21 protein-coding genes and 3 tRNA genes are annotated in these 26,423 nt (G+C 63.0%); 2 read left to right on the forward strand and 22 right to left on the reverse strand.

Going from position 1 to position 26,423, the window contains the following annotated elements; all coding sequences use genetic code 11:
- Nucleotides 1-68: 68 nt before the first annotated feature.
- Nucleotides 69-1,538 (reverse strand): response regulator transcription factor, encoded by a 1,470-nt coding sequence (locus tag HMPREF1155_RS06330; protein ID WP_238319133.1) that lies wholly within the window; start codon nucleotides 1,536-1,538, stop codon nucleotides 69-71.
- Between the two features lie 202 nt (nucleotides 1,539-1,740).
- On the opposite strand from HMPREF1155_RS06330, the gene HMPREF1155_RS06335 reads away from it, so the two are divergent.
- Complete coding sequence (locus tag HMPREF1155_RS06335) at nucleotides 1,741-3,396, forward strand: FAD-dependent oxidoreductase (RefSeq protein WP_009078712.1); 1,656 nt, start codon at nucleotides 1,741-1,743, stop codon at nucleotides 3,394-3,396.
- A gap of 113 nt (nucleotides 3,397-3,509) precedes the next feature.
- Here HMPREF1155_RS06335 and HMPREF1155_RS06340 read toward each other — a convergent pair.
- Both HMPREF1155_RS06340 and HMPREF1155_RS06345 read right to left on the reverse strand, forming a co-directional pair.
- A tRNA-Gly gene (locus HMPREF1155_RS06340) sits at nucleotides 3,510-3,585 on the reverse strand.
- Nucleotides 3,586-3,588: 3 nt separating this feature from the next.
- Nucleotides 3,589-3,663: transfer RNA gene (locus tag HMPREF1155_RS06345), tRNA-Val, on the reverse strand.
- A gap of 218 nt (nucleotides 3,664-3,881) precedes the next feature.
- On the opposite strand from HMPREF1155_RS06345, the gene HMPREF1155_RS06350 reads away from it, so the two are divergent.
- The gene (locus HMPREF1155_RS06350; protein WP_009078323.1) at nucleotides 3,882-4,838 is read left to right on the forward strand and encodes a magnesium transporter CorA family protein; all 957 of its coding nucleotides are present in this window, start codon (nucleotides 3,882-3,884) and stop codon (nucleotides 4,836-4,838) included.
- 143 nt (nucleotides 4,839-4,981) lie between these two features.
- On the opposite strand, the gene HMPREF1155_RS06355 is transcribed toward HMPREF1155_RS06350, so the two are convergent.
- The 19 genes from HMPREF1155_RS06355 to plsX form a co-directional block, all read right to left on the reverse strand.
- On the reverse strand, nucleotides 4,982-5,794 hold the full coding sequence (locus tag HMPREF1155_RS06355; RefSeq protein ID WP_039993501.1) for a glycoside hydrolase family 25 protein: 813 nt from the start codon (nucleotides 5,792-5,794) through the stop codon (nucleotides 4,982-4,984).
- 361 nt (nucleotides 5,795-6,155) lie between these two features.
- Nucleotides 6,156-6,244: transfer RNA gene (locus HMPREF1155_RS06360), tRNA-Leu, on the reverse strand.
- Between the two features lie 64 nt (nucleotides 6,245-6,308).
- On the reverse strand, nucleotides 6,309-6,563 hold the full coding sequence (secG, locus tag HMPREF1155_RS06365) for a preprotein translocase subunit SecG (protein WP_006361393.1): 255 nt from the start codon (nucleotides 6,561-6,563) through the stop codon (nucleotides 6,309-6,311).
- 46 nt (nucleotides 6,564-6,609) lie between these two features.
- The gene (gene aroQ, locus HMPREF1155_RS06370; RefSeq protein WP_009078235.1) at nucleotides 6,610-7,074 is read right to left on the reverse strand and encodes a type II 3-dehydroquinate dehydratase; all 465 of its coding nucleotides are present in this window, start codon (nucleotides 7,072-7,074) and stop codon (nucleotides 6,610-6,612) included.
- 10 nt (nucleotides 7,075-7,084) lie between these two features.
- Nucleotides 7,085-8,404 (reverse strand): shikimate kinase, encoded by a 1,320-nt coding sequence (locus tag HMPREF1155_RS06375; protein ID WP_009078701.1) that lies wholly within the window; start codon nucleotides 8,402-8,404, stop codon nucleotides 7,085-7,087.
- Nucleotides 8,401-9,579: a bifunctional chorismate mutase/prephenate dehydratase gene (locus HMPREF1155_RS06380; RefSeq protein WP_009078372.1), complete on the reverse strand. Its 1,179-nt coding sequence runs from the start codon at nucleotides 9,577-9,579 to the stop codon at nucleotides 8,401-8,403. Before HMPREF1155_RS06380 ends, HMPREF1155_RS06375 begins: the two co-directional genes overlap by 4 nt.
- A complete protein-coding gene (gene aroC, locus HMPREF1155_RS06385; RefSeq protein ID WP_009078504.1) occupies nucleotides 9,576-10,664 on the reverse strand; it encodes a chorismate synthase in 1,089 nt (362 codons plus the stop codon). Before aroC ends, HMPREF1155_RS06380 begins: the two co-directional genes overlap by 4 nt.
- Nucleotides 10,649-11,761 carry a 3-dehydroquinate synthase gene (aroB, locus tag HMPREF1155_RS06390; RefSeq protein WP_009078659.1) on the reverse strand — a complete coding sequence of 371 codons (1,113 nt, stop codon included), beginning with the start codon at nucleotides 11,759-11,761 and terminating at the stop codon, nucleotides 10,649-10,651. Before aroB ends, aroC begins: the two co-directional genes overlap by 16 nt.
- A complete protein-coding gene (locus tag HMPREF1155_RS06395; RefSeq protein ID WP_009078383.1) occupies nucleotides 11,758-12,675 on the reverse strand; it encodes a prephenate dehydrogenase/arogenate dehydrogenase family protein in 918 nt (305 codons plus the stop codon). Before HMPREF1155_RS06395 ends, aroB begins: the two co-directional genes overlap by 4 nt.
- A gap of 4 nt (nucleotides 12,676-12,679) precedes the next feature.
- Entirely contained in the window at nucleotides 12,680-13,702 is a 1,023-nt protein-coding gene (gene aroF / locus HMPREF1155_RS06400) for a 3-deoxy-7-phosphoheptulonate synthase (RefSeq protein ID WP_009078563.1), read from the reverse strand.
- A gap of 113 nt (nucleotides 13,703-13,815) precedes the next feature.
- The gene (gpmI, locus tag HMPREF1155_RS06405) at nucleotides 13,816-15,363 is read right to left on the reverse strand and encodes a 2,3-bisphosphoglycerate-independent phosphoglycerate mutase (protein WP_009078649.1); all 1,548 of its coding nucleotides are present in this window, start codon (nucleotides 15,361-15,363) and stop codon (nucleotides 13,816-13,818) included.
- Nucleotides 15,364-15,414: 51 nt separating this feature from the next.
- Nucleotides 15,415-16,188, reverse strand: coding sequence for a triose-phosphate isomerase (tpiA, locus tag HMPREF1155_RS06410; protein WP_009078496.1), 774 nt, complete (start codon nucleotides 16,186-16,188; stop codon nucleotides 15,415-15,417).
- Nucleotides 16,189-16,192: 4 nt separating this feature from the next.
- Nucleotides 16,193-17,377 carry a phosphoglycerate kinase gene (gene pgk, locus HMPREF1155_RS06415; protein WP_009078548.1) on the reverse strand — a complete coding sequence of 395 codons (1,185 nt, stop codon included), beginning with the start codon at nucleotides 17,375-17,377 and terminating at the stop codon, nucleotides 16,193-16,195.
- Nucleotides 17,378-17,486: 109 nt separating this feature from the next.
- Nucleotides 17,487-18,488 (reverse strand): type I glyceraldehyde-3-phosphate dehydrogenase, encoded by a 1,002-nt coding sequence (gene gap / locus HMPREF1155_RS06420; RefSeq protein WP_009078749.1) that lies wholly within the window; start codon nucleotides 18,486-18,488, stop codon nucleotides 17,487-17,489.
- 105 nt (nucleotides 18,489-18,593) lie between these two features.
- Nucleotides 18,594-20,012 carry a signal recognition particle protein gene (gene ffh / locus HMPREF1155_RS06425; protein ID WP_006361380.1) on the reverse strand — a complete coding sequence of 473 codons (1,419 nt, stop codon included), beginning with the start codon at nucleotides 20,010-20,012 and terminating at the stop codon, nucleotides 18,594-18,596.
- 3 nt (nucleotides 20,013-20,015) lie between these two features.
- On the reverse strand, nucleotides 20,016-20,930 hold the full coding sequence (gene ftsY, locus HMPREF1155_RS06430) for a signal recognition particle-docking protein FtsY (RefSeq protein ID WP_009078467.1): 915 nt from the start codon (nucleotides 20,928-20,930) through the stop codon (nucleotides 20,016-20,018).
- 4 nt (nucleotides 20,931-20,934) lie between these two features.
- Nucleotides 20,935-24,465: a chromosome segregation protein SMC gene (gene smc, locus HMPREF1155_RS06435; protein WP_009078615.1), complete on the reverse strand. Its 3,531-nt coding sequence runs from the start codon at nucleotides 24,463-24,465 to the stop codon at nucleotides 20,935-20,937.
- A gap of 5 nt (nucleotides 24,466-24,470) precedes the next feature.
- Nucleotides 24,471-25,409, reverse strand: a complete 939-nt coding sequence (rnc, locus tag HMPREF1155_RS06440; protein ID WP_009078244.1) for a ribonuclease III — start codon at nucleotides 25,407-25,409, stop codon at nucleotides 24,471-24,473.
- The gene (plsX, locus tag HMPREF1155_RS06445; RefSeq protein ID WP_009078291.1) at nucleotides 25,406-26,392 is read right to left on the reverse strand and encodes a phosphate acyltransferase PlsX; all 987 of its coding nucleotides are present in this window, start codon (nucleotides 26,390-26,392) and stop codon (nucleotides 25,406-25,408) included. The genes rnc and plsX overlap by 4 nt, the downstream gene beginning before the upstream one ends.
- Nucleotides 26,393-26,423 lie beyond the last annotated feature (31 nt).

The raw sequence follows: 26,423 nt of genomic DNA on the forward strand, positions 1-26,423 counted from the left end.
TATTCGTGCATCGAATGCTTTTCATGTGCATTCATGCCAGCGTTTTGCATGCGCCGCGGATACCGTAGTCAAACATCGCTTGGGCGCACCGCTTCGTCCTTCATGCGGGCGAGCTTCTCATGCGTGAATGCTATAAGCTCCTGCTTGTTGCTCACGCCGGTTTTCCGATACACGTTTCGCATATGGGTCTTTGCCGTGTTCTGGGCTATGACCAGCGTGCTTTGGATATAGGGTGAATCGCGCCCCTCGGCAAGCAAGGTCATGACTTCTTGTTCTCGCGGAGAAAGCCCGCATGCATCGGAAATCGCGGCACATGCATCCGCAAGGACGAACGAGCGTTCGGCCATCTGATGGCTTTCGATGAGCCGTCGGGCATCGTGCGAGGTGAACACGAAACTTCCGACGACGACCGACAGAATGCCGCAGATGAGCGCAAGTGCCGTCACGAACGATGTTCGGTCACCCGCGCCGAGGAGAGGTCCCAGGACCGCGACGGTCGCGTATCCGGCAAGCGCAGCCATCGCCTCTATCATGCACGATCGAGCCAAGACCTCCTCGGCCGGCCGCTTGGTCCGTGCGACGATTTCAGCATTCACAAACCACATGAACAGATCGCACGCGACAATGCCGCCGAGCATAAGCGAGCATCCAAACCCAAACACACTCGTTGCGGCAAGCGCAAGGAGGCATCCGATGCTGATGATGGGATTTCCGAGCTGATGGATGCGTCGGAAGGCCGTCGAAGGCGAGAACCGTGCCGTCATAGCGACGATGCAGGCGCTCATAGCCAAGGGACCTGCGATCAAGGCGATATGAAAGCCTGGCGAGGCATCAAGAGATGCCAGTGCGGAAAGCGATCCGAGTGCGAAAGAGAACGATGCAACGAATGCGAGGATCTTGAAGAGAAGACGTTGTTCCATCGAAGAGGGCTCGCCATGCCTGCGCACCTGCTGACGTCCGACATGCGTCATGTTGAGTATCACGCTGCCCAGAAGCAGAAGGACGCTCGAAAGCGCCGCCGACACGATCGGTGGCATGACGATCGACAGGATGCACAGCAGCATCGCGAACAAAGATCCCATAGAGACGTTCAACATCGCACGTTCGGCACGGGCATGCGCCCAGACTTCGTTGCCGCGCAATACGAGAAGCATATAGCAACATCCTGACAGCACGCAGGAAATAGGAAGCACGACAAGAAGGGCGAGGCCTTCCAGAGGAACGAATATCAGTACGGTCATAAGGGATCCGAGCGCTCCGATGAGAAACGGAGGGACGGAACGAATAGGACCTGCGACGCGCACGTTCGTCTTGGATGCGTACGAAAACACCGCTCCTGCGCCGATACCGGCGAGCAAGAATCCTATCGAAAGAACCATCTGGTCGAATCCTGCGATTCGTCCGACGCCCCCGCCGAAGAGCATCGTCATAAGCCAGGCATACGTGCATCCGAATCCGAAATTCTCCCAAGTTCGATGACGGATAAGGCGGTCTCTTCCGATGACCGTCTCTCCCGAGAGCATGTTTCGACGCCCCATGAGCCCCCTCGCTTCCTATCGGCATCATTGTACGAAAGGCCGAAATCGCACGTCAAAGCTTTTCACCCTTTAAGGTCTATATATGCATCCATACAATATTCATACCTCAACGGTGAAGTGTATGAGCAGGTCAATGACTACCGTGCAGGTTGTAGGGATCTGTGGGAGCACGTGCTCCTCGAGTCGAGCCTAGGAGGGCATCATGAAATCGGGCATGGATCGTCGTTCATTTTTAACCGGCGCCGCAGCGACGGGGGCGCTAGCTGCTTTCGGCCTTGCAGGATGCACGGAGAAGGCCACGGAAGCATCCAAAGGTTCGATGTCCGGAAGCGGCGTTGGAACCGAAACGGATGCTTCGAGCTATTTGAATCCAGGAAGCTATACCGTTGGGGAAACCGCGAATTATGACGTTGTCGTCGTGGGCGGCGGAGGCGCGGGCATGTCAGCGGCGACGCGCGCGGCCGAACTCGGCCTTAAAACCGTGCTGCTCGAACAGCATCCCGCCACAGGGGGCACCTCTCTGTTCACCGAAGGTCTCTTCGCGCTTGATTCCCATATACAGAAAGAGAACGGGAAAAACCCTGCAGATCTCGGATACGATATCTACACGATGGCGATGGACTACCATCACTGGTATGCGAATGGAAACCTGTTTCGCAAATACTGCAACGATTCAGGTGGAGACATTGCATGGATGGAAGAGCAGGGCATCGTTTTCACCGGCACATCGACGATGTGCGGCAACGAATACAACACCTGGCATCTTTACGAATACACCGAAGGACAGCCTTCCGGCTACAACTACGTTACGCAGTGGGCTGCTGCGGTCGAAGCTGCGGGCGCTACGATCGTAACCGGCAGCGAAGCCGTCGATATCATAGTCGACGACGGTGCGGCCAAAGCAATCGTCGCAAAGGAAGGAGATACGTACAAGCAGTACAATGCATCGAAGGGCATCATTCTCGCTACGGGCGGATATTCCGATAATCCTGACATGATTCGCGAATTCGGAAAAAACCCCGATCGTATCCAGCCGATGGGTGCCGGCGGACGAACGGGTTTCGGCATCAATGCAGCTCGGAAGGCCGGCGGCGTGCTTGCGCCCTCCCCCGGATGCATCGTTCCCTATGGCGGGTGCATTCCCGGCATCGATTACGGCACGCATCTGTACTGCGCATCGGCGTTTCAGCCGTACTTCTGGGTCAACCAAGATGCCAAACGTTTCGTCAACGAATACTACGCTGAGCGCAACTTCAGCTTCTCCGGCGACGCCCAGGCCATGCAAGACCGCGTCATTTCCATAGTCACGCAGGCGCAGATGGATAACATGCACGAGCACGGAGGCACCTTCGGATGCGGCGAGTACATACATGCGGGCGAGCCTCTTACCATGCTGTGGGATCAACTCAAAGAACAGCAGGATGCGGGCAATAAGGCCGTTCACGGCCCAATCGACACGATCGACGAGCTGGCGAAGGAACTCGGACTCGATGCGGACGCTCTGAAATCCGAGATAAACGCCTATAACGGGTATTGCAAGGAGAAGAAAGACCTTGAGTTCAACAAGGATCCGCAGTACCTTTTCGCTCTCGATGAAGGTCCTTACTACGCTTTCGAACTCAAAGTCGGTATTTTCTCAACCGTCGGAGGCATGAAGATCAACAACGATTGCCAAGTGCTCGATGAGAAGAATATGCCCATTGCAAACCTTTATGCCGCAGGATGCGATGCTGGCGGACTGTACGGGGATGCGTACGACGTGTCGATCTGCGAAGGATCCTGCCAGGGATTCGCGGTCTTCACCGGCAAGACGGCGGCGGAAGCCTGTGCCGGCAAGGGTGAGTCCGCAACCGCCTAGCGCTGCAATCGACCGACGCACGCGAGGCTCGTATCCCTTGCCGCCGCTTATATATAACGAAAGTTTTCTATGTGCGAAAAAGGCCCCGCGTTTCGGCGGGGCCTTCGAAGTTCTGGAGCGGACAACGGGGCTCGAACCCGCGACCCCCACCTTGGCAAGGTGGTGCTCTACCAACTGAGCCATGTCCGCGAATGGTGGGCGTTACAAGATTTGAACTTGTGACCTCTTCCGTGTCAGGGAAGCGCTCTCCCCCTGAGCTAAACGCCCACGTTTCTGTGCCGGCGAACCGGCGAGGACATATACTATGCGAACCCCTAGGTGAATGCAAGCGTGATTTTGAGATTCCTTCGCTTCGATTGATTTCATGTGAACCGCGAGGCCAAGGCGTGCGTTGCCTATAATGTATGCGCTTTCGGGTGCGGTATCCGCCGGTACCGGCGTTGCCGAGATCTCCGATTCGAATTTCTCTGGGAAGCGAGGCCTTCGTGATCGCATGCTATAAGACGTCGTCTGAAGGCACGTTTCCTCTCGAAGCGCCCGAGCCTGGATGCTGGGTGAGCATCGTCGCCCCTACGCTCGAAGAGCGCGCATGGTTGCGCGACGAGCTCGGCGTGCTGCCTGAGTTCGTGCAGTCGGTCCTCGACGACGAGGAGAGCTCGCACGTCGATTTCGATGACGACGCGCATCAGACGCTCATCATCATCGACTGCCCCTTCATCGAAGACGCGCACGAGGCGGAAGACGCCTCCATCGTTCAATACGATACCCACCCTCTGTCCATCCTGTTCCTGCAAGAACGCGATATCCTCGTCACGGTCAGCCTCAAGCCGAACGACACCATTCGGGCGCTCGAGACGGGACGCATCAAACAGGTCAATACCAAGCATTCGACGCGCCTGATCCTGAAGATCATGCTCAACATCATGCAGCGCTACCTGGGCTATCTGCGCAACATCGACCGCCAGTTCAACAGCACCGAACGCGTGCTGCGCGAAACCATGCGCAACGCCGAGCTCATCAAGATGCTCGCATTGGAGAAATCGCTCGTCTACTTCTCGACCTCGCTTAAAGGCGCGGAATCGACGTTGGCGAAGATCAGCAGCGGACGCTATATCCGTCTGTACGAAGACGATCGCGACCTGCTCGACGACGTGCTGATCGAGATGCGTCAGGCTATTGAGATGTGCACCATTTACACGAGCATCTTGAACGGCACGATGGATACGTTCTCAAGCGTTATCAACAACAATCTGAACTTCACGATGCGCACGCTCACCACGATCACGCTGTTGCTCGCCGTGCCGACGATCATCTTCAGCTTCTACGGCATGAATGTGCCGGATCTGCCCATCGTCGGGTCGTGGTACCTGCCTATCGGGCTTTCCGTTCTCGTCTGCGTGCTGCTCGGCATCTTCTTCAAGAAGAGCCGCTTTTTCAAATAGGGACCGACGGGGCGCAGGCCCCTGCGCCGTTGGAATGCCGAACGAGCCTGCGGCCTTCCCCGGCAGCCTGATAGCTCCGCTCTGCATCGCAGGCAGCTTCTCAAACCGTCGCTTCGCCCCTGCAGCCGCGAGGCGCTTTCGCCCTACCAGGCTCCCGTGAGGTCGAGATCGATATCGACGTTGCCCTCTATGCCGTCGACGCGCCCCGTCTCCGTGTACTGCCAAAGCGCGAAATCGAAGGATGCCGACGGGACGACGCCGTAGCCGGCGAACCAGCGGCCGTAGCCCGAAAGCGCATTCAAGTCGTAGCGTGCCATGTCGGTTTCGTTCCCGTAGATCATCGGCGTATAGCCCGCAGCGGCGACTTCGTCGCAGAACGCCCGCGCAATCGCCGTCATCTCCTCGTTCGACAGGGACGACGTGCGTTGGGAGCCTGCGACGACCTCGGAATCGAACGCGACGGGGTATTCGAGAGCCGCGCCATCGAGCTCGGACAGGACGAAGGCGGCTTCTTCCCTCGCTTCCTCTTCGTTGGTCGCTTGGGAGAAGAAGTAGACGCCGGCATCGAGGCCTGCGCCTTGGGCGCCTTCAAGGTTGGCGGAAAATGCACGGTCGCGTGCGATGTCGCCCGTTGCGGCATCGCGATACCCGACACGAAGCATAGCGAAGGACACGCCGTCGGACGCGACCGAGGGCCAATCGACATCGCCCTGATAAGAGGATACGTCGATGCCGAGACGCGATTTCACGATCCCATCCACCTCGTAGGTGTAACGGCCGTCGTTCGCGTAGAGATGCGTCCAATCGTATGTTCCCGCATGTCGCGACGAGCGCATATCGGTATACGCCGCCTTGTCCGCATCATGGTGAGGGCCGAAAGAGCCGTCGGACGATGCCGTGCAAGTCGTCACGCCTCGCACGATTATGACGAGCACGACGACGAGTGCGACGAGCATCGCGTACCGCAAAGCGGGAATGCGTGCGAAGACGTTCGATGCCGCCGCATGGTTCGCATGGCGGCTCTGAACGCGCGAGCCGTGCGCGGCAGTTCGAGCATGGCCCGATGCCGACTTGATCGACCAGGAAGCACGGGATGCCCGTCGCGATGCAGATGCCGCGCGTCCGTGCCTGCTCGTAGCGCCTTCGTGAGCGCCCCGCCTCAGCGGCGCACGGGAAGAGGCGCTGCGCCGCAGCCGGCCCGATCTTCGAAAGCGTCGTATGAAGTCAAAGAGGCCCATGCATTCCTCGGAATCGTTCGGTCGTTCGCATCTATCATCTTATAAAAAAAGAGCCCCGTGCGGGACTCTTTCGATTTCCTGGTGTCGGAGGCGGGATTTGAACCCGCAAGCCCGAAAATTAGGCACTAGCACCTCAAGCTAGCGTGTCTGCCGTTCCACCACTCCGACTTGCAAAAGCAACGTGGGTAATATTAGCAAAGCGACCCGTGATTTCAAGGGTCAATTTCAAAAACTACCGGACGATCGTGCCCTGCGGATAGATGATCATCAAGACGAGCAGCGACAGCATGAACACGATGGCAAGCGCGATCGTGATGCGGTCGAGGTTCTTCTCGATGATGTTCGTTCCGGTCTGCGTGGAGTACAGCGAGCTGGCGATCATATCGGAAAGGCCGGTGCCTTTCCCGGAATGCAGCATGACGAAAACGATCAGCCCGACGCCGGAAATCGCCCATATGATGAGCATGACGATGAGAAGTGCGTTCACTTCGCGGTCTCCTTACCGAAAAATAGATGAAATCACAAGTTAAGGATTATAGCGGTATCGAGGCAGTATGCGCAAGAAGCCGCGTCAAATACAGAATTGCCTGCCGATATCCCCCGATGCCTTCGCCGGAAACGGTCAGCGCGGCGTGCGGCCGTATGTAAGAGACCTGACGGAAGCCTTCGCGCGATGCGACGTCGGAAATATGGACCTCCACGAAGGGGATGGACACGGCCTTGAGGGCGTCGAGGATCGCGATGCTCGTATGCGTATAGGCCGCGGGATTGATGACGATCCCATCGATAGCGCCCCGCGCCTCTTGGATGGCATCGACGATGGCGCCTTCATGATTGCTTTGAAAGCACGTCACCTCGACGCCCGCCTCCGTGGCTGCCGCGGCCACCGAATCGAGAAGGTCTTGGTAGGTCTGCGTGCCGTAGATGCCGGGTTCACGCATGCCCAGGAGGTTGATGTTCGGCCCGTTTATGACGAGCAGGCGCGGAACGTGATCCATGGATCCTCCCCTATCGAAGATTCCGGCACGCGGCGATGACGTTTTTCGCGACGGTTTCGACGTCGCCTTTGTTTTCGACGACCGTATCGCCCCATGCGCGATAGAGATGCTCGCGCTCCTGCGCGAGCATCGCGACGCCCTTCGACTGCGACAAGGGGCGCCCATCGGTCGGAAGCTCGTCAAGGTCGCGCAGCAGGCGCACGATGCATGAATTCTGATGCAAGGGCTCGTAGTTCTCCGGTCGCGTGACGACGCCTCCGCCGCAGGCGATGACCGCACCGCTCATGCGCCCGATGCGTACGAGCGCCTCATGCTCGCGCGCGCGGAACCCTTCTTCTCCTTCTTCGGCGAAGATCTGGGGAATCGACTTGCCCGCCTCGCGAACGACCTCGGCATCCATGTCGACGAACGGACGTCCGAGCATCTGGGCGACGATGCCGCCGATCGCAGCCTTCCCCGATCCCGGCATGCCGATGAGCGCGATCGAGCGCATGTCGAAGGAAAGCTCATGCACGATGCGTTCGATCTCCGCATCGTCGAGAGCGATGCCGCGAAAAAGCTCCGAGGCCGCCTTGGCTTGCGCGACGAGCATTCCCAAGCCGCCCGCATGCGGAATGCCCAGACGTTCGGCCTGCATCAGGATGCCGGTGTTCGCCGGGTTGTATACGACATCGAGCACCGCGATCAGGCCGTCCTTGGCGCCTGGACCGCTCTCGCCGCATGCGGCGAAGGGTTCGAGATCGCAGACCGAAGCCGGGCAGGCGGGATACATGCCGACCGGCGTCGTCTGGACGACCAGATCGGCCGCATAGGCGTCAGCGAGCGCGTCGTATCCCCACACGCAGACCTCGCACGTTCCTCCATGCCTTTCCGGCTCGCCTTTGCCCTCGGCCTTGCGGTCGAACACGATGATGCGCGCGGCACCCTTGTCACGCAGCACGGCCAGGACGGCGCGCGTCGCGCCTCCGTTGCCGAATACGGCCGCCGTCCGCCCGTCGATGTCGGCGCCGAGGGAATCGATCAGGTAGGCGAACCCGTCGTAATCGGTGTTATGCCCGAAGAGCGTGCCATCCGGGCGCTTCACGACGGTATTGACGCATCCGATGGCGCGCGCGGCTTCGGATGCGTCGTCGACGAGGGAAAGCGCGGCGACCTTATAGGGAATGGTCACGTTCACGCCGTCGAAGGCGCGACGGGCGAAAAAGGGCTCGAGCTCGTCTTCCGCGATATCGATGAGATCATAGGGCGTCGATCCTAAAAGCTCATGGATGCGCGGGGAATAGCTGTGACCGAGCGGGTGGCCCACCAAGCCGAATTTCCTGTCGTTCATCGTCCGACCTCCGTTCCGTGCGTCTGATAGCTTCCAAGGTAGCGTGAGGATTCGCAGTATGCCGGCAGCTGGGCTGCGATGGCATCGAATGTCGAATCGCCCGGCACCGATTCGATTTCGAGCATGAAGCCGAACTCGAAGGCGCTGCCGGGAATGGGACGGCTCTCGAGCTTCACGAGGTTGACGCCGAAAGCTGCGAAAAGGCCGAGCAGGCGGAACAGCGATCCCGGCTCGTGCGAGACCACGACGACGAACGACGATCGATCGGCCCGGCGCGTGACGATGCACTCGCGCGCGATGCAGGCGAATCTCGTGTAGTTGTCTTTCGAATCCTGAATGCGGCGCGCGACGACATCGAGTCCGTACGTATTTGCGCAGAGCTCCGATGCGACGGCCGCGATGTCCCCCCTGCCGGATTCGGCGACGCTACGCGCGGCGACGGCCGTGTTCTCGCAGATAGTGGGGCGAACGTTCGGGCCGAGCGATTCGAGGTATCGTTCGCATTGGCGAAGCGCCTGCTCATGTGAGAAAACCTCAGAAAGCTCCGAGACGTCGTGCCCGGGATTCATGAGAAGGGCCTGATCGATGCGCTGCATAGCGGACGACACGATGAACAGGCCGTGCTGCGCGATAAGGTCCCATGTCCTGTTCACCGTGCCTGTGGTCGAATTCTCGAGCGGAAGCACGCCGAAATCCGCACGGCCCGATTCAACGGCGGCGCAAACATCTTCCCAACTGGAAAGAAACTCCGGATGCACATCGTCGAGCATGGCGCGCGCGGCTGCATGCGACCACGATCCCGCCACGCCTTGAATGGCCGTATGCGCCGAGGAAGGAAGCTCCTCGCGGTTCACGGCGCCGTTCGCAAGGCGCTCGCCTTGGGATTCGTCCAGAACGACATGCTGCCGCATGCGGGAAAGCGCCATGACGACGCCGTACAGCGAGGAGACATACGGGCGGAAGCGCTCGGGCGCCAAATGCGTCACCTGGGCGATCTTGGCAGCCTCCCGCGTCGCGTCGAGCACCGGACGACCTGATGCGCGCTTCGTCTCGGCAACGTCCTCGGCGATGTCCATGCGCTCGGCGAAGAGCGCGACCATCGATTCGTCGATTTCGTCGATGCGCGCCCTCAGCGCATCAAGCCCGGATATGCCGGATCCGTTCGTGCCGCTCATCGCATCCTTCTTTCCATGACGAGATCGAGCAGGGCGCAGGCGCAGGCAGCCTCCACGATGGGAACGGCGCGGGCCGCGACGCATGGATCGTGCCGGCCGCGCACGGTAAGCTCGGCGTCTTCGCCCGTCCGCAGGTTCACGCTCTGCTGGACGGCAGCGATGGACGATGTCGGCTTGAACGCGACGCGCATGACGACCGGCTCCCCCGTCGAAATGCCGCCAAGAATGCCGCCCGCATCGTTCTTGATGATCCCGACCTGTCCGCCGACCATGCGATAGGGATCGTTATGCGCGCTTCCGCGCATGTCCGCCGCATGAAAGCCGCATCCGAACTCGACGCCCTTCACGGCCGGTATGGCGAACAGGATGCGCGCCAGCGCGCTTTCGATTCCCTCGAAAAGAGGCTCGCCCACGCCGATGGGAAGCCCGATGGCAGCGCATTCCACGACGCCGCCGACGCTGTCGCAAAGGCGGTGCGCCTCGAGGATCGCATCGATCATGCGCGCGCCGGCGGCATCGTCGATGACGGGCAGCGGCTTTCCCGCCGGCTCATGGAGCGCTTCGAACAAAAGTCCCTGCCTTGGAAACGCGGCGTCGTCGATTCCTGCTATGCGCGCGATATGCCCACCCACGTGGATATTTTCGTCTTCAAGAACCTGGATGGCGATGCCGCCTGCGATGCAGAGCGGAGCCATCAGCCGAGCGGAAAAATGCCCGCCTCCCGAAACATCCTGATGGCCTCCGTATTTCACATCGGCGACGTAATCGGCATGCCCCGGTCTCGGCACGAAGCGAAGCTCATCGTAATCGGAGGAGCGCGTATTCGTGTTGCGTATGAGCGCGGCGACCGGAGCTCCGCACGTCATGCCGTCGACGATGCCGCTGACGAATTCGGGCGCGTCCGCTTCCTTGCGCGGCGTCGACCAGGGGGTGCGGCCTGGAGCGCGCCGGTCGAGAAACGCCTGCAAGCGCTCCTTGTCTATACGGATCCCAGCAGGCAGCCCGTCGACGACGACGCCTACGGCCGCGGAATGGCTCTGGCCGAAGAGGGAAACCGTGATGTTCTTGCCTATGCACGATGACATGAGCGCTCCTTGGACGTGAGGAAAGATGGATTGATCGACGCACAAGAACCCTCGAGAAACGCCTCGACGCCGTTCATCGGCACTTCGCGTATGGCGGCCGCGCCGATGGCGTCGACGACGATGAAGCCGACGGCGTCACCCGTGCGCTTCTTGTCTGCGCGCATGGCCTTGGCAAGGGCGCGCGGCGAAAGCGGCGTTTCGATATCGAATCCGTATGCCTGCACGATCCGCTCGATGCGCTCGAGCGTATCGAGCGCGCAAAGACCGCTCCTCGCTGCAGCGCGCGTCACGACCGCCATGCCGGTTGCCACCGCGAATCCGTGATGGACCTGGAAGTCCGTGAGGCTTTCGATCGCGTGCCCGACCGTATGTCCGAAGTTCAGGAGTTTGCGCAGGCCTCTTTCCCGCTCGTCGGCCTCGACGATATCGCGCTTGAGGGCGACGCATCGCGCGATAACGTCAGGCAGGCGCGCATCCCCCGGCATAAGAGGCGATGCGAGCTCTTCGAAGAGCGCGGCATCCCGAATGGCGCCGTATTTGATGATCTCGGCGCAGCCGTCCGTGAAGAACACGGGGTCGAGCGTCGAGAGAAGGCTTGTGTCGATCAGTACGGCATCGGGTTGGAAGAACGCGCCGACCAGGTTCTTGCCCGCAGGGATATCGACTCCGACCTTCCCTCCGACCGACGAGTCGACGCAGGCAAGAAGCGATGTCGGCACCTGGATGCAGCGGCAACCGCGCATGTAGGATGCCGCGACGAACCCCGCGATGTCGCCCGTGACGCCGCCGCCGAGCGCGATGACGACCGATGAACGAGTCAGGCCGGCCTCGGCGCAGGCATCGACGGCGCGCGCGAACGTCGATAAGGTCTTGGACTTCTCCCCTGCGGGAAAGACGAAGGTCGAGACAGGATAGCCTGCCGTTTCCAGAGATGCTCGGACTCGGGCGAGATAGCGCGGTGCGACGTTGCCGTCGCTCACGATAAGCGCCGCGTCTCCTCCCGACACCTTGCGCGCCAGGCCGCCGATATCGTCGAGCGAAAGTTCGTCGATGAATACCGTATAGTCTTTCGAGGCGTGGACGTCGACGGCCGTCATGAGGCGCCTCCCCCATCGCTGAAGCGTCCGTCGGCCCTTCTCTTGGCGCGCGCGCCGTCGGCAAGCAGCGCCTCGAGCGTGTCGGCATCGCGGGCGTCGAGCGCGTCCTTGTATCGAGAGAGCTCCTTGATCACGCGTTCGATCTCAAGGCTCAGGTAATCGGCATTGTCGCAGAACAGCTCGGTCCACATGCCTGCGTTCAGCTCCGCGACGCGCGTGAGGTCGCGATAGCTTCCGGCCGAGAACCCTGAATGCGCTCGGGCCGTCGGGCTCTTGATGAACGCCGAACTCACCACATGCGCAAGCTGGGAGGTATAGGCGATGATCTCATCGTGGCGCTCGGGCGTGGCTATCGAATACCGCTTGAACCCGCAGGGAGAAAGAGAGGCGATGCAGGCGTCGACGACGCGGCGGTCGCAGTCTTCAGGAGGCACGATGACGAAAGATTGGCCTGCGAACAGATCGACGCGCGCGTGGCGAAAGCCCGAGTATTGGATGCCGGCCATCGGATGGCCGCCGATGAAGTGGAAGCCGTAAGACGATGCGACGGCGAAGCACGGCGCGCATATCGCACGCTTGACGCCTCCGCAGTCCACGACGAGCGCATCGGTTGCGAACGCATCGGCATGGTCGCGCACCCAATCGACCGTGGCCTGAGGGTATAGCGCGATGACGACCAGATCGCACAGCTCGATGGTCGAATCGTCGAGAGGGGCGGCGACGCTGCCTTCCGCAATGGCGGCTTCGAGCGTCGAGCGCGTGCGATTGGCGGCATACACCGTCACGCCCGCTTCCGCATAGGCCTTCGCCAACGACCCGCCGATGAGGCCGAGCCCCACGATGCCGACCGCGCCCGGCGTGCCCGAACGCGTGATGAGGTCGAGATCGACCCGACGCTTCGCTGAAGACGGCATCGCCCTACTCCTCGCGAATCGCATCGCGTATGGCTGCGCATCGGCGCATCATGTCGGCGAACTGCTCAGGCAGCAGCGCTTGGGCGCCATCGGAGAGCGCGTGCTTCGGGTCGTGATGGACTTCGACCTCGAGACCGTCGGAGCCGGCGGCCACGGCCGCGCACGCGACCGGCGTCACGAGGCTCGTGCGCCCGGTGGCGTGGCTCGGATCCGAAACGATCGGAAGATGGGTGAGTTCGCGCAGCACGGGAATGGCGGAGACGTCGAAGACGTTGCGCGTGCGCGTGTCGTACGACCTGATGCCCCGTTCGCACAGGATGACGTTTCGATTGCCGCCCGCCATGATGTATTCCGCCGACATCAGAAGCTCGTCGATCGTAGCCGCCATGCCGCGCTTGAGCAGAACGGGCTTGTCTTGGGCGCCGAGGGCTTTGAGCAGCGTGAAGTTCTGCATATTGCGCGCGCCCACCTGCAGGATATCGATATCTTCGAAATACGGCAGGTCATGCGCATCCATGATCTCGCTCACCGTAGGAAGGCCGAAACGCTCTTTGACGGCCGAGAGGATGCCGAGTCCTTCCCTGCCCATGCCTTGGAAGGCATAGGGAGAGGTGCGGGGCTTGAACGCGCCTCCGCGGAAAATCGCGCCGCCATGGGCCTTCACGGCTTCGGCGATGATCATGCACTGCTCTTCGCTTTCGACGGAGCACGGACCCGCCATGACGGTGAACGTCCCACCGCCGATCTTCACTCCGCCGATCTTCACTCCGCCGACCTCGACGACGCTGTCTTCCGGATGGAACTTGCGATTCGCCTTCTTGAACGGTTCGGATACGCGTTTGATCTGTTCGATTTCATCGAGCGATTCGAGGAGGCGTATATCGATAGACGCGGTGTCGCCGACGAGGCCGACGATCGTCTGATAGGTGCCGACGCTCACATGGGTCTCAAGTCCGCGTTCTCTGAGGCGCTCGCATAGCTCGGCAACGCGAGCGTCCGACACGCCTTTCCTGATGACTGCGATCATGATGGTTCCTTTCAAGCGTCGCCACGAATACGTGGATGTTTAACGGGCGATTGTACGAGCATCGCCCGTCTTTAGACGCGAGAACGGCCATCCCTCGGCAGACGGCAGGGGAGCTATACGAGCAGCGAGCGTCCGTCCATCGCGGCCGGCCGGTCGAGCCCGATCGCCTCGAGCATCGTGGGAGCGATATCGCAGAGCGCGCCGTGCACGTCTTTCAGGCCGAGGCCTGCGCCGGTCCCATCGACCAGGATGAGCGGCACGGGCGCGGTGGTATGGGCCGTATGGGGCGATCCGTCCTCCGCGATCATCTTGTCCGCGTTGCCGTGGTCGGCAGTGATGAGCGCGAATCCGCCTTTGGCGCAGACGGCGTCGACGACCGAACCGACGCCGGCGTCGACCGCCTCGACCGCGGCGCGGGCGGCGGGGATCATGCCCGTGTGCCCCACCATGTCGCAGTTCGCGAAGTTCACGATATACACGTCCGCGACGTCCGACTCGATCGCCTCGACGAGCGTGCGCGCGACCTCGGGTTCGCTCATCTCGGGCTGCAGGTCGTAGGTCGCGACTTTCGGCGAAGACACGAGCCTGCGCGTCTCCCCTGCTTTGGGCTCTTCGACGCCGCCGTTCAAAAAGAAGGTGACGTGCGCGTACTTCTCGGTTTCGGCCGTGTGGTATTGCGTGAGGCCTGCATCGGCGATGACGTCGGCGAGCACATGCTCGGGAAAGGCCTTCGGGAAGGCGACCAGCGCATCGAGCGTCGGGTCGTATTCGGTCAGGCAGACATAGGTCACGCGAGGCGCGCGCCCGCGCGCGAAGCCGTCGAAATCGGGTTCGGTGAAGGCGCGGCTGATCTGACGGGCGCGGTCAGGGCGGAAGTTGAAGAAGAGGACCGCATCCCCGTCGACGACGCCGCGCCCGTCGAATGCCCCGGGAACGATGAATTCATCGGTCGTGCCCGCGTCGTAGGAAGCCTGCACGAACGCCTCGGGCGCTTGGTCGGAGAGAGGCTGCGCGCAGACGATGGCATCCCAAGCCGCGTGGACGCGCTCCCAACGGTTGTCGCGATCCATCGCATAGTAGCGCCCGGAGATCGATGCGATGCGGACTCGATCGCCCCATTCGCGTTTTTCGATCATGGTTTCGAGCTCGCGCACGAATCCGATGCCGCTCGTCGGCGAGACGTCGCGGCCGTCCATGAAGCAGTGGACGCGCACATCGGGAACGCCCGCCGCCACGGCATGGCGGATGAGCGCGAGCAGATGCATGATGTGCGAATGCACCCCACCGTCCGAGAAGAGCCCCATCAGGTGCAAGGCGGAACCCGGCGTCGATGCGGCCTCGAACGCCGCCTGAACGCCCTCGCTGCGCGCGATGGATCCGTCGGCGCAGGCGGCGTTGATGCGCGTGAGCTCCTGATGCACGACGCGTCCGGCGCCGATGTTGAGATGCCCGACTTCGGAATTGCCCATCTGGCCCGCCGGAAGCCCCACGGCTTCTCCCGAGGCCTCGAGCGTCGTGCGCGGACAGGTCTTCCAATATCGGTCGAGGTTCGGCGTGGATGCGAGCGAAATGGCGTTTCCTTCTCCCGCCTCGTCGATTCCGAAGCCGTCCATGATGACGAGCAGGGCCGGCAGGGTGTATTCGTGCATGTCGTGGTGCATCTCGAGGCTCCTCTGGAACAGGGCCGGACGGATAGTGCCGTCCGGCTGGATCTAACGTATCGTCGCGGCCGCAGCGACAAGGTAGGCGAAATCGTCGACGTTGAGCGAGGCGCCGCCGATAAGCCCCCCGTCGACATCGGCGAGCGCAAGGAAGCCCTCGACGTTTTCAGGCTTCATGGAGCCGCCGTATAGAACGCGCATCTCATCGGCGACGCCTACGCCGAACAGATCCGCGAGCGTCGCGCGGATGGCTGCGCATACCTCCTGCGCCTGATCCGGCGTCGCCGTGCGTCCCGTTCCGATAGCCCAGACGGGCTCGTAGGCGACGACCGCCAGCCGAGCTTCTTCCGGTTCGAGCCCGGCGAAGGCCGCACGCACCTGGTCGACGACGAAGGGCACGGTCGCGCCCGACTCGCGCATGGCGAGGCTTTCCCCCACGCAGATAATCGGATGCAGCCCGGATTCGCAGAGCGCGCGCACCTTGAGATTGACGGTCTCGTCGCTTTCGGCGAACATCTCGCGCCGTTCGGAGTGCCCGACGATGCACCAGGTGCAGCCTACATCCTTGAGCATAGGGATGCTCGTTTCGCCCGTGAAGGCGCCGGAAGGTTCCCAATGGACGTTCTGCGCACCCGTTTCGACAAGGGATTTATCGAAATCGAGCACCGTGATCACAGAGCGCAGGTCGATGGTGGGCGGACAGAGCACCACGTCGACGGCATCCCAGGCGCGGTCGTAGCGGTTCGAGATCCCCTGCGAGAGCACGACGCTTTCAGCCGGAGTCTTGTTCATCTTCCAATTGCCGATGATGAGCGGTCTGCGCATCGGGTTACCTCCTCAATGCCTCGACGCCGGGAAGCGCCTTTCCTTCCACGAGCTCCATCGCGGCGCCGCCGCCGGTCGAGATGAAGGACATCTCCGACGCCATGCCGAACATGTTCACGGCCGCCACGCTGTCGCCGCCGCCGACGATCGTCGTCGCGGCTTCATTCGCCGCCATGGCATCCGCCACGGCCTTGGTGCCATGCGCGAACGGCTTCATCTCGAAGACTCCCATGGGGCCGTTCCAGAAGACGGTCTTGGCCCCGGCGATGGCCGCGGCATACGATGCCTCGGTCGCAGGTCCGATGTCGAGTCCCATCATATCGGCAGGCATGGCGTCGACCGAACAGGTGACGACATTCGCATCTTCTGCGAAGCGGTCTGCGCAGACAACGTCTTCAGGCAGCATGATCGCGCACCCGACCTCTTCGGCGCGCGCAAGCATGTCCCGGGAACGATCGACCCAGTCATCCTCCTTGAGCGAGGCGCCGATCGCCTTGCCCTGGCCCAGCAGGAACGTGAAGCACATGCCGCCGCCCACGATGATGACGTCGGCCTTGTCCATGAGCGATTCGATGACGCCGACCTTGTCGGAGACCTTCGAGCCGCCGAGGATGGCCACGAACGGACGCTCAGGCGCGTCGAGCACGCTCGAAAGCGTTTCGACCTCCGCGCTCAGCAGGAAGCCGGCATAGGCGGGAAGCAGCTTCGCGACGCCGGTCGTCGATGCGTGCGCGCGATGGGCGCAGCCGAACGCATCGTTGACATAGAGGTCGCCGAACGCTGCGAGCTCTTCGCAGAATGTCGGATCGTTCTTCTTCTCGCGTGCGTCGAAGCGCAGGTTCTCGAGCAGCACGACCGCGCCGTCGGAAAGCTCCGCCACCTTCGCGCGGGCATCCTCGCCCGTCACGTCGGATGCCATTGCCACCGGACGGCCGATGAGCTCGGAGAGGCGGGCCGAAGCGGGAGCAAGGGAGAAATCCGCTTCGAAGCCTGTGCCGCAAGGACGGCCGAAATGGCTCATGAGCACGACTTTGGCGCCCCGTTCGACGAGATGTTCGATGGTGGGAAGCGCCGCTTTGATACGGGTGTCGTCGGTCACGCGCCCGTCGGTGACGGGAACGTTGAAATCGACGCGGACGAGGACTCGCTTGCCGGCGACCTCAGCGGTCTCGACGCTCTGGATCGGCATGGATGCATGCTCCTTTCTCTGTTTTCGCAGGCGTGCCAAGCACGAGGGCCGTCGCGTCCCGCTTTCTCGAAGCGGATTGCGCGACGGCCCCCCTTTGCAGCATCTCGCCTTACATGAGGATCTTCGTGAGATCCTTCACGCGATTGGAATAGCCCCATTCGTTGTCGTACCAGCCGACGACCTTGACCAGATCGTTCGTGCCGCCGAGCACCATGGTGAGCATGCTGTCGAAGACGCATGAAGAGGAGTTGCCGATGACATCGGTCGATACGATGGGTTCGTCGCAGTATTGGAGGTAGCCCTTCATGGCCCCCGCGGCGGCGGCCTTCATCGCGGCATTGACCTCTTCCTTGGTGACGGGACGCGAGAGCTGGACCGTCAGATCGACCATAGAGGCATCGGGGGTCGGAACGCGCGTGGCGAAACCGTCGAGCTTGCCGGCGAGCGCAGGAAGCACGAGGGACACGGCCTTGGCCGCGCCCGTGGTGGTCGGGATCATGGACAGGGCCGCAGCGCGGGCACGGCGGAGATCCTTGTGGGAACCGTCGAGAATGCGCTGGTCGTTGGTGTAGCTATGGATGGTGTTCATGTAGCCGCGTTCGATGCCGAAGCTATCGAGCAGCACCTTTGCCATAGGTGCGAGGCAGTTCGTGGTGCAGGACGCGTTGGAGACGATGCGATGGATGCTCTTGTCGTAGACTTCGTCGTTGACGCCCATGACGATGGTGGCGTCCTCGTTTTTGCCCGGAGCGGTGATGAGGACCTTCTTGGCGCCGGCTTCGATATGCATGCGCGCGTCTTCGGCCTTGCGGAACGCGCCGGTCGATTCGATGACCACGTCCACGCCCAGATCGCCCCAGTTCAGGTTCAGCGGGTTGCGGTCGGAAAGGACCTTGACCTTGCGGCCGTCGGCGACGAAGCCCTCGTCGTAGGTTTCGACCGTTTCGAACGCCTGGCCGTGCACGGAATCGTATTTAAGCAGATACGCTGCGGCTTCGATGCTGCCCGTGTCGTTGACTGCCACGACTTCGATGTCGGGATCGTTCGCCATCGCGCGATACGTGAGGCGACCGATGCGACCGAATCCGTTAATGCCAACCCTTGTCGTCATACCAACCCCTTTCTAGGTTTCACAGCAAGGCGATTATAGACGAAAAGCCCCGCCTTCCCCGAAATCGAACGGAAACGTCGGGGCGGGCGGGGCGATGCGTGAATCCTAGGGATTCCGGCCGTCCATCATATCCTCGATGGCCTTCAGATCCTTCATGGACATGCCGCCGGGAAGCATCGGACGACGGCGTTTGCCGCGCTTGCCCTTCTTCCCTTTCTTGCCGCCTCCACTGGGATCGACCTGGGACATCGTGCGCTTCATCATCTTCTTGGTCTCGTTGAACTGCTTGATGACCTGGTTGACGTCCTGGACCGTCACGCCCGCGCCCGCGGCGACGCGGCGGCGGCGCGACGCGTTGAGCGCATCGGGATGTGCGCGTTCATACGAGGTCATGGAGAAGATGACGGTCTCCATGCGGTCGAGCGCGCCGGTGTCCACCTTGCCCGACGCCATCGCGCGGTCGCCGCCGGGAAGCGCGCTCACGAGCTTCGAGATGCCCCCGAGGCGGGCGACCTGCTTCTTCACCTGGAGGAAATCGTCGAGCGTGAACTGGGCGCGCGCCATGCGCTCCGCCGAGGCGCGCTCGGCCTCGTCGGCTTCTATGCGGCTCGCCTGCTCGATGAGCGAGACGACGTCGCCCATGCCGAGGATGCGCTTGGCCATGCGGTCGGGATGGAACTCTTCAAGACTGTCGGGCTTTTCGCCTGCGGATATGAATTTGATGGGCTTGCCCGTCACCTGCATGAGGGAAAGCGCGCCGCCGCCGCGGGCATCGCCGTCCATCTTCGAGACGATGGCGCCGTCGAAATCGACGCGCTCGGCGAAGGCGGAAGCCACGTTGACGATTTCCTGGCCGGTCATGGCATCGACGACCATGAAGATCTGATCGGGTTCGACCGCGGCTTTGATATCGGCGGCTTCCGCCATCATGGCTTCGTCGACCTGCAGGCGGCCGGCGGTGTCGACGATGACGACGTCGCGCAGGTTGTCGATGGCGAATCGAACGCCTTCTTGCGCGATGCCGACCGGATGGGCCCCATCGCCGCGGAACACCTTCACGCCGATCTCGCTGCCGAGGGTTTCGAGCTGATCGGCTGCGGCAGGACGGTAGGTGTCGCAGGCCACGAGCAGCGGGCTGTGCCCTTTGGACTTCAGCAGGTACGCGAGCTTCGCGGCGGCCGTCGTCTTGCCGGAGCCCTGCAGGCCCACGAGCATGATGACGTTCGGGATGCGGCTCGTCAGCACCATGCGCGACGACGTGCCGCCCAGAAGCTCCGTGAGCTCGTCGAGGACGATCTTCACGACGTTCTGGGCGGGCGTCAGCGATTCGAGCACGTCGGCGCCCATGCATCGTTCCTTCGTCTTGGCGACGAAGGTCTTGACCACCTTGTAGTTGACGTCGGCCTCGAGCAGCGCCATGCGCACCTCGCGCATGGCCGCGTCGATATCGTCGGGAGTCAGGCGTCCTTTCGATTTCAGGCCGCCGAAAACCCCCTGAAGTCGGTCGGATAGGCTCTCAAGCATGCATTACTCCTCGCTGCCCGTGAGCGCACGGGCGTAGTCGAGCGCGTCGAAATCGCGAAGGTCGTTGATTCCTTCGCCGACGCCGATCTTCAATATGGGAAGTCCCAGCTCATAGGATATCGCAAGGGCGATGCCGCCCTTGGCCGTGCCGTCGAGCTTGGTCATGACGATGCCGTCGAGGTCGAGCGCCTCGTCGAATTTCTTGGCTTGCGTCAAACCGTTCTGGCCTGCGGTCGCGTCGATCACGAGCACGGTGACCACGCGCCAGGCGCACCGCTTGCGCACGACGGACGTGACCTTCTGAAGCTCGCGCATCAGATCGGGCGAGGTGTGGAGGCGCCCGGCCGTGTCGATGAGCACAAGGTCCGCCCCGATGCGCTCGGCTTCGTCGAGCGTCTCGTAGCAGACGCTTGCGGGATCGGATCCGCGTTCGCGCTCGACGATGGGCACATCGCTTCTGCGGGCCCACTCCTCGAGCTGCTCGATGGCCGCGGCGCGGAAGGTGTCCGCAGCTCCGAGAACGACGGTGTCGCCCCGGCCCTTGGCCTCGGCGGCCATCTTGCCGGCCGTCGTCGTCTTTCCCGATCCGTTCACGCCTACGAGCAGGACGCACAGCGGACGCTCGTCGAGCGGGTTGCCTTCCTCGGGCACGGCGAAGCCGCGCGCGATCTGCGCGCTCAGCTCTTCGAGGATCGCAGGAGCGTCAGGAAGGGCGCGCCTCTGCGCCGCGTCGCGCATATCGACCGAGATCTTGAACGCCGCCGGATATCCGATATCGCTCATGACCAGCGTCTCTTCGAGGTTCTCCCAGAAGTCCTCATCGACTTCGGGACCCTTGAAGACGAGCATGTTGATGGATTCCTGAAGCTTCTCCCGGCTTTTCGACAGGCCGGACTTCATGCGATCGAACCATGCCATGGGATCATTCCTTTCCTGACGGCGCGCCTGCCGTGCGCTCGAGCCGCTGGGAAACGACCTTGGTGACGCCGTCGGCCTGCATGGACACGCCATAGAGGACGTCGGCCATCTCCATCGTGCGGCGCTGATGGGTGATCATGATGAGCTGCGTCTCACGGCGCAGCTCATCGAGGTAGGCGATCAAACGGCGCAGGTTGCTGTCGTCAAGGGCCGCCTCGGCCTCGTCGAGGATGTAGAACGGCGTCGAGCGGATCTTGTAGACGGCGAAGAGCAGCGCAAGCGCGGTCAGCGATCGCTCGCCGCCGCTCATGAGCATCATCTTGGTGATGCGCTTGCCGCGCGGCTGCGCGTTGACCTCCACACCGACAGGTTCGTCGCCCTCGCCGCCGACGAGCGTGAGCTCGCCGGAGCCGCCCGGGAAGAGGCTGGCGAAGATGTTCTGGAAGTTCCGGTTCACAGCCTCGAACGTGAGATCGAAGCGCTCCTTCATGCGCGCGTCTATGGCCGCGTCGATGCGCTTGAGCGCGCGGCGCGCCGCCTCCATGTCTTCGATCTGAGACGAGAGGTATTCGAAGCGCTCCTTCGCCGCCTCGTATTCCTCGGCGGCCGACGAGTCGATCGTGCCCATCTTCGCGATGCGGCGCCGCGCCGACGCCGCCTGCTCTTCGAGTTCGGAACGATCGTCCACGGCTCCGAGCAGCAGCGCGGTTTCCAGGGGCACGCCGCATTCGTCGACGATCTTCGCCTGCGCGGCATCGACCTGGACTTCAAGGCGGCCGCGCTCGACGCGGACGTCGGAAAGCGCGGATACGGACGCGTCCAGCACGGCTTTCGCCCGAGCCGCCGCTTCCCGGGCGTCGGCGATCGATTGCGTAAGCGACTGGGACCGAGCCTGTTCGAGCGTCGCCTTCTCAGCCAGATCGTCGACCCATCCCTGCACGCCTGCGCGCAGGGATGCCACGACGGCGCGCAAAGGCTCGATGCGGCCATGGGCGCGACGCAGCCCGACGAGCTCGGCGGCGGCACGGTCCCTCGCACGCACGGCGCGCTCGAGATCGCGCTCCCTCTCCGCGCATTCCCGTTCGAACGAGCGCGCGCGCTCGATGGACGTCATGCAATCGAGCTTCGCGTCGGCGTGCGCCTGCGCCGCCTTCTGCTCGGCGTCCGCTTTCGCATCGCGGTCGGATTGGATCGCCTCGATCTCGGCCTGCAAGGACGCGCGGCGGGCGCGCGCATCGGTCGCACGGGCGGAAAGCCCGTCCATATCGGGCGATGCGCCCGAAAGAGCGTCGCGTGCGCGGTCCAGGTCGGCCTCGACCGAGGCGAAGGCCGATTCGAGCGTCGACAGGCGCTGAGCGAGTCTGCGTCGCTCGGCTTCAGCCGAGGCGAAGGCGCCTTCGAGGCGCGCCTTCTCGGATGCATGGGAAAGGCACGATGCCTGCGCCTGCGCAAGGGCGGCCTCGGCACTCTCGAGGGCGACGGCGGCCGATGCCTCTTCGGCCTCGAGGCGCGCCTGCTCGTCTGCAAGCTCGGAGAGCCGGCGCTCGCGGGAAAGGGCGCCTGAGCGCGCGTCGCGATCGGGCGCGGCGGCAAGCGCCTTCGCCCGAGGCCTGACGACGATGCCGTCCGGCGTCGCATAGCGCAGCGCCTCGGAAGAACCCGCGAACGCCTCTTCGGCGGTTTCAACCAGCATGACATCGCCCAGCAGGGCATCCAGAAGCCCTTGGACGGATGCATCGGCATCGATGGCGTCTATCAGACGACCGGTCGCCTCCGCAGACCGATCGCGGTCCGATGCGAAGAGAACGCGGGCATCGCCTCCGATCCCTGCTTCGCGCACGGCGGAAAGCAGGGACGCGGCGGTACGCCCGTCGGCGGCGACGGGACAGGTCAGATCGTCTCCCAAAAGGAATTCGACGAGATGCTCGAGATGCGGCGGCACGTGCATGAGGGATGCCAGGGTGCGCGCATGCCCGTCATGCGCGGCATGTTCGTGCATCCACGCGGATGCCGCCGTACGTGTCCGGATGGATGCGAGCGCGCGCTCGACGGCGGCGCGCTCCCCCGCCGCGCCCTGCAGGCGCAGGCGCGCTTCTTTGAGCGCGCTGCGCGCAGCGCGCTCCGCATCGGCTGCATCGATGCGGAGCGTATCGGCATGGGCCGCTTCGGCGAGCACGGCATCGAGCGCCTCCCGTTTCGCCGCGCACGCATCTTCATGCGAGGCAAGCTCGCCGCGCACATCGGCAAGCTCGGCGGAAAGCGCGTCATGGCGAGCCGACAGCGCGTCGACGCGCGCGGCGAGCGCATGGTGGTCGTCGCGCGCCCGCGACAGGCGCGCATCCGCATCGGCGATCGTGCGCTCCGCTTCGGCAAGGTCCGTGCGCAGACGTGCCGCCTGCGCGTCTGCGTCGCGCCTCGCGGCGCGCGCGTCCTCGAGCGCGTCTGCGAGCTCGGACATATCGGCCGACAAGGCATCGCGCTTCGCGACCTGGGCATCGCGTCGTTCCTTGAGCGATGCGACCTCCGCGCTCAGCGAGGCGATCCTGCGCTTCGATCCGGACGCCGTTCCCTCGGCAGCGGACAGGCGGGACTCGATCGAGCGTTCCTTCTCGCGAAGGACGCGCTCGACCGATTCGAAGCGCTCGACGAGCATATGGAACCGTCCGCGCCGTTCGGTGAGGTCGCCGACGTAGAGCCCCCGATCCTGCAGGAGCTGCGAGAGCTTCTGGACCCGTGCATCGGCGTCTTCGGACGCGAGGCGATCGACGTCTATCTTCGCCGCGGCCTCCTTCTCGGCACGCTCCACGGCATCCCACGCCGTGCGCAGGCGACGAAGATCGTCGACCGCGAGCAGAAGGTCCATCTGCGTGAGCTCGGTCGAGAGCGCCTCGTAGGCCTGCTGCCGCGACGCCTTGCGAGCCAATGGCTTGAGCTGGCGTTCCACCTCAACGGCAACGTCTTTCACGCGCGCCAGGTGCTCGTCCATCGATGCGAGCTTGCGAGCCGAGCGTTCCTTTCGCTGCTTGTGCTTGAGGATGCCGGCGGCTTCTTCGATGAGCGCGCGACGGTCCTCGGGCTTTCCCGTGAGCACCGCGTCCAGGTTGCCCTGGCCGATGATCGTATGCGTGCCCGTGCCGAGCCCCGTGTCATGCAGGATGTCCATGAAGTCCATGCGCCGGGCGACGATGCCGTTGATCAGGTATTCGCTCTCTCCGCTGCGGAAGATCCTGCGCGTGAGCGATACCTCGTCGAAATCGACCGGGAGCATCCCGTCGGAATTATCGAACACGAGCTCGACCTCCGCGACGCTCACGCTGCGACGCGCCGTCGAGCCGGCGAAGATGACGTCTTCCATGGCCTGGCCGCGCAGATGCTTGGGGTTGCGTTCGCCCAGGACCCACAGGACGGCGTCCGAGATGTTCGATTTGCCCGATCCGTTCGGGCCGACGACGGCCGTCATGCCCGGTTCCAATGTGAGCTGGATGCGGTCGGCGAACGATTTGAATCCCTTGAGCGTGAGCGACTTCAGGTACAAAGGGCTCAGAGCTCCTTGTCGGCAGGCGATGCCTCGTCATCGGCCGCTGCAGGAAGCTCGCGCGGTTCGGCCGGCTTGAGAGGCCAACCGAAAAACGATGCGTCCTTTCCTTTGCGGGCCTCGGCACGCTGGCGCTTCGCCTCCTCCTTGGCGCGACGCTGCTCCTCCTTCGCCTTGGCCTGGGCACGCTTCGCCTCTGCCTTCTGGAGCTCTTTCATGGTGCGCGCGTCCGGCGCCTGGGCGCCGTCGGCGTCGATCATATCGAGCGCCGCCTTGGCGGCCTGGCTTTCCGATTCCTTCTTCGTGCGCCCGATGCCTTGCGCGAGCGCGGTCAGACCGGCGAACACCTGGGACACGAACGTGCGGTCGTGCGGCGGACCCTGCGTTTCGACCAGCTTGTAGGTAGGCGTGATGCCTTCTTCCTGAAGCTTTTCCTGAAGCGCGCTCTTGGGATTCTCGGGTTCGCGCGCCATCTCGATATCCATGCGCGGGATGAGCGTGCGGCGCACGAAATCCCGCGCGCCGTCCATGCCCTTGTCGAGGAAAAGCGCGGCGACGACGGCCTCGTAGACGTTTTCGAGCGCGGAATGCAGGCCGCGGCGTCCCGTGCCGCGCTCGGAGGACCCGAAGACGATGATATCGGCGAACCCGAGCTTGGCGGCGACATCGGACAGGCTGGAGCCTGAAACGAGCGCGACCTTGATGCGGGTCAGCCCGCCTTCGTCGATTTCAGGATACGCGTGGAAGGCCTCGTTCGCGACGATGGCTCCCAGAATGCTGTCGCCGAGGAATTCCAGGCGTTCGTATGAGAACTTGACCGGCTTGCCCTCGGTCGCGGAAGGATGGGTGATGGCGGCGAGAAGGATGTCGATATCGTCGAATGCAACGCCGATCACGTGCTGCGCCAAATCGAGCTTGGCCGATTGCTCGGGGGTATGGCTCATGCCTGCACCGCTTTCTCGATGAGCCCGCAGACGTCTTCGCGCACGCAGGCCGCCGTGGTGAGGATGCCGTTCTTGATCGCGAGCGGGCTGCTCGAGCCATGGCCGACGATCACTGCGCCGCGCACGCCGAGCAGGGGCGCGCCGCCGTAGGTATCCGCGCTGAGCCGGGATGCGAAATCGCGCAGCGACCCTTTCAGGACGGCGGCGGCGAGAGCGTTCAGGGGATGTGCGGTCATGACGCCTTTAAGGCTTTTGAACAGCTGCTTCGATGTCCCCTCGATGGTCTTGAGCGCGACGTTGCCGGTGAATCCGTCGCAGACGAACACGTCGTAGGCGCCGGGGATGATATCGTTTCCTTCTCCGTTGCCGGCGAATTCGGGCACCTGGGCGCGCAGAAGCCCATGGGTTTCCTGATAGAACTGGGAGCCCTTGGTCGGCTCGGAGCCGATGTTGAGCAGCGCGACCCGAGGGTCGGCGATATGGATGATGCGGCGCGCGTATATGACGGCCATCTGAGCGAATTGCACGAGATACTCGGGCTTGCAATCGGCATTCGCCCCGACATCTGCCATGACAACGGGCTTTTCAGGGGACGGGATGATGGTGGTGAGCGCCGGACGGCGCACGCCCTTGATGCGTCCGATGACGCGCACGGCCGCCGCGAGGCAGGCGCCCGTCGAGCCTGCCGAGAAGAACCCGTCGGCGCGGCCTTCCTTGACGAGACGGCATCCTACGACGATCGACGAATCCTTTTTGACCCGCACGGCGTTCGCGGGATGCTCCCCCATGCCGATGACCTCGGTGGCCACGCAGGGTTCGCACCGGTCGTGCGTGCGGCAGAAATCCCCGACGACGTCTTCGGGGCCGACCAGGACGACCTCGAGGTCGGTATCGGCGGCAAGCGCTTCGGCCACTCCCTTGAGCACGACGCCCGGGGCATCGTCTCCGCCCATGGCATCGACGCTGATGACGATGCTGCTCATTGCACTACCTCTCTATACGCAAATTGCCGAC

The sequence above is a fragment of the Slackia sp. CM382 genome, from assembly GCF_000293015.1.
GTDB classification, from domain to species: Bacteria; Actinomycetota; Coriobacteriia; order Coriobacteriales; family Eggerthellaceae; genus Slackia; species Slackia exigua.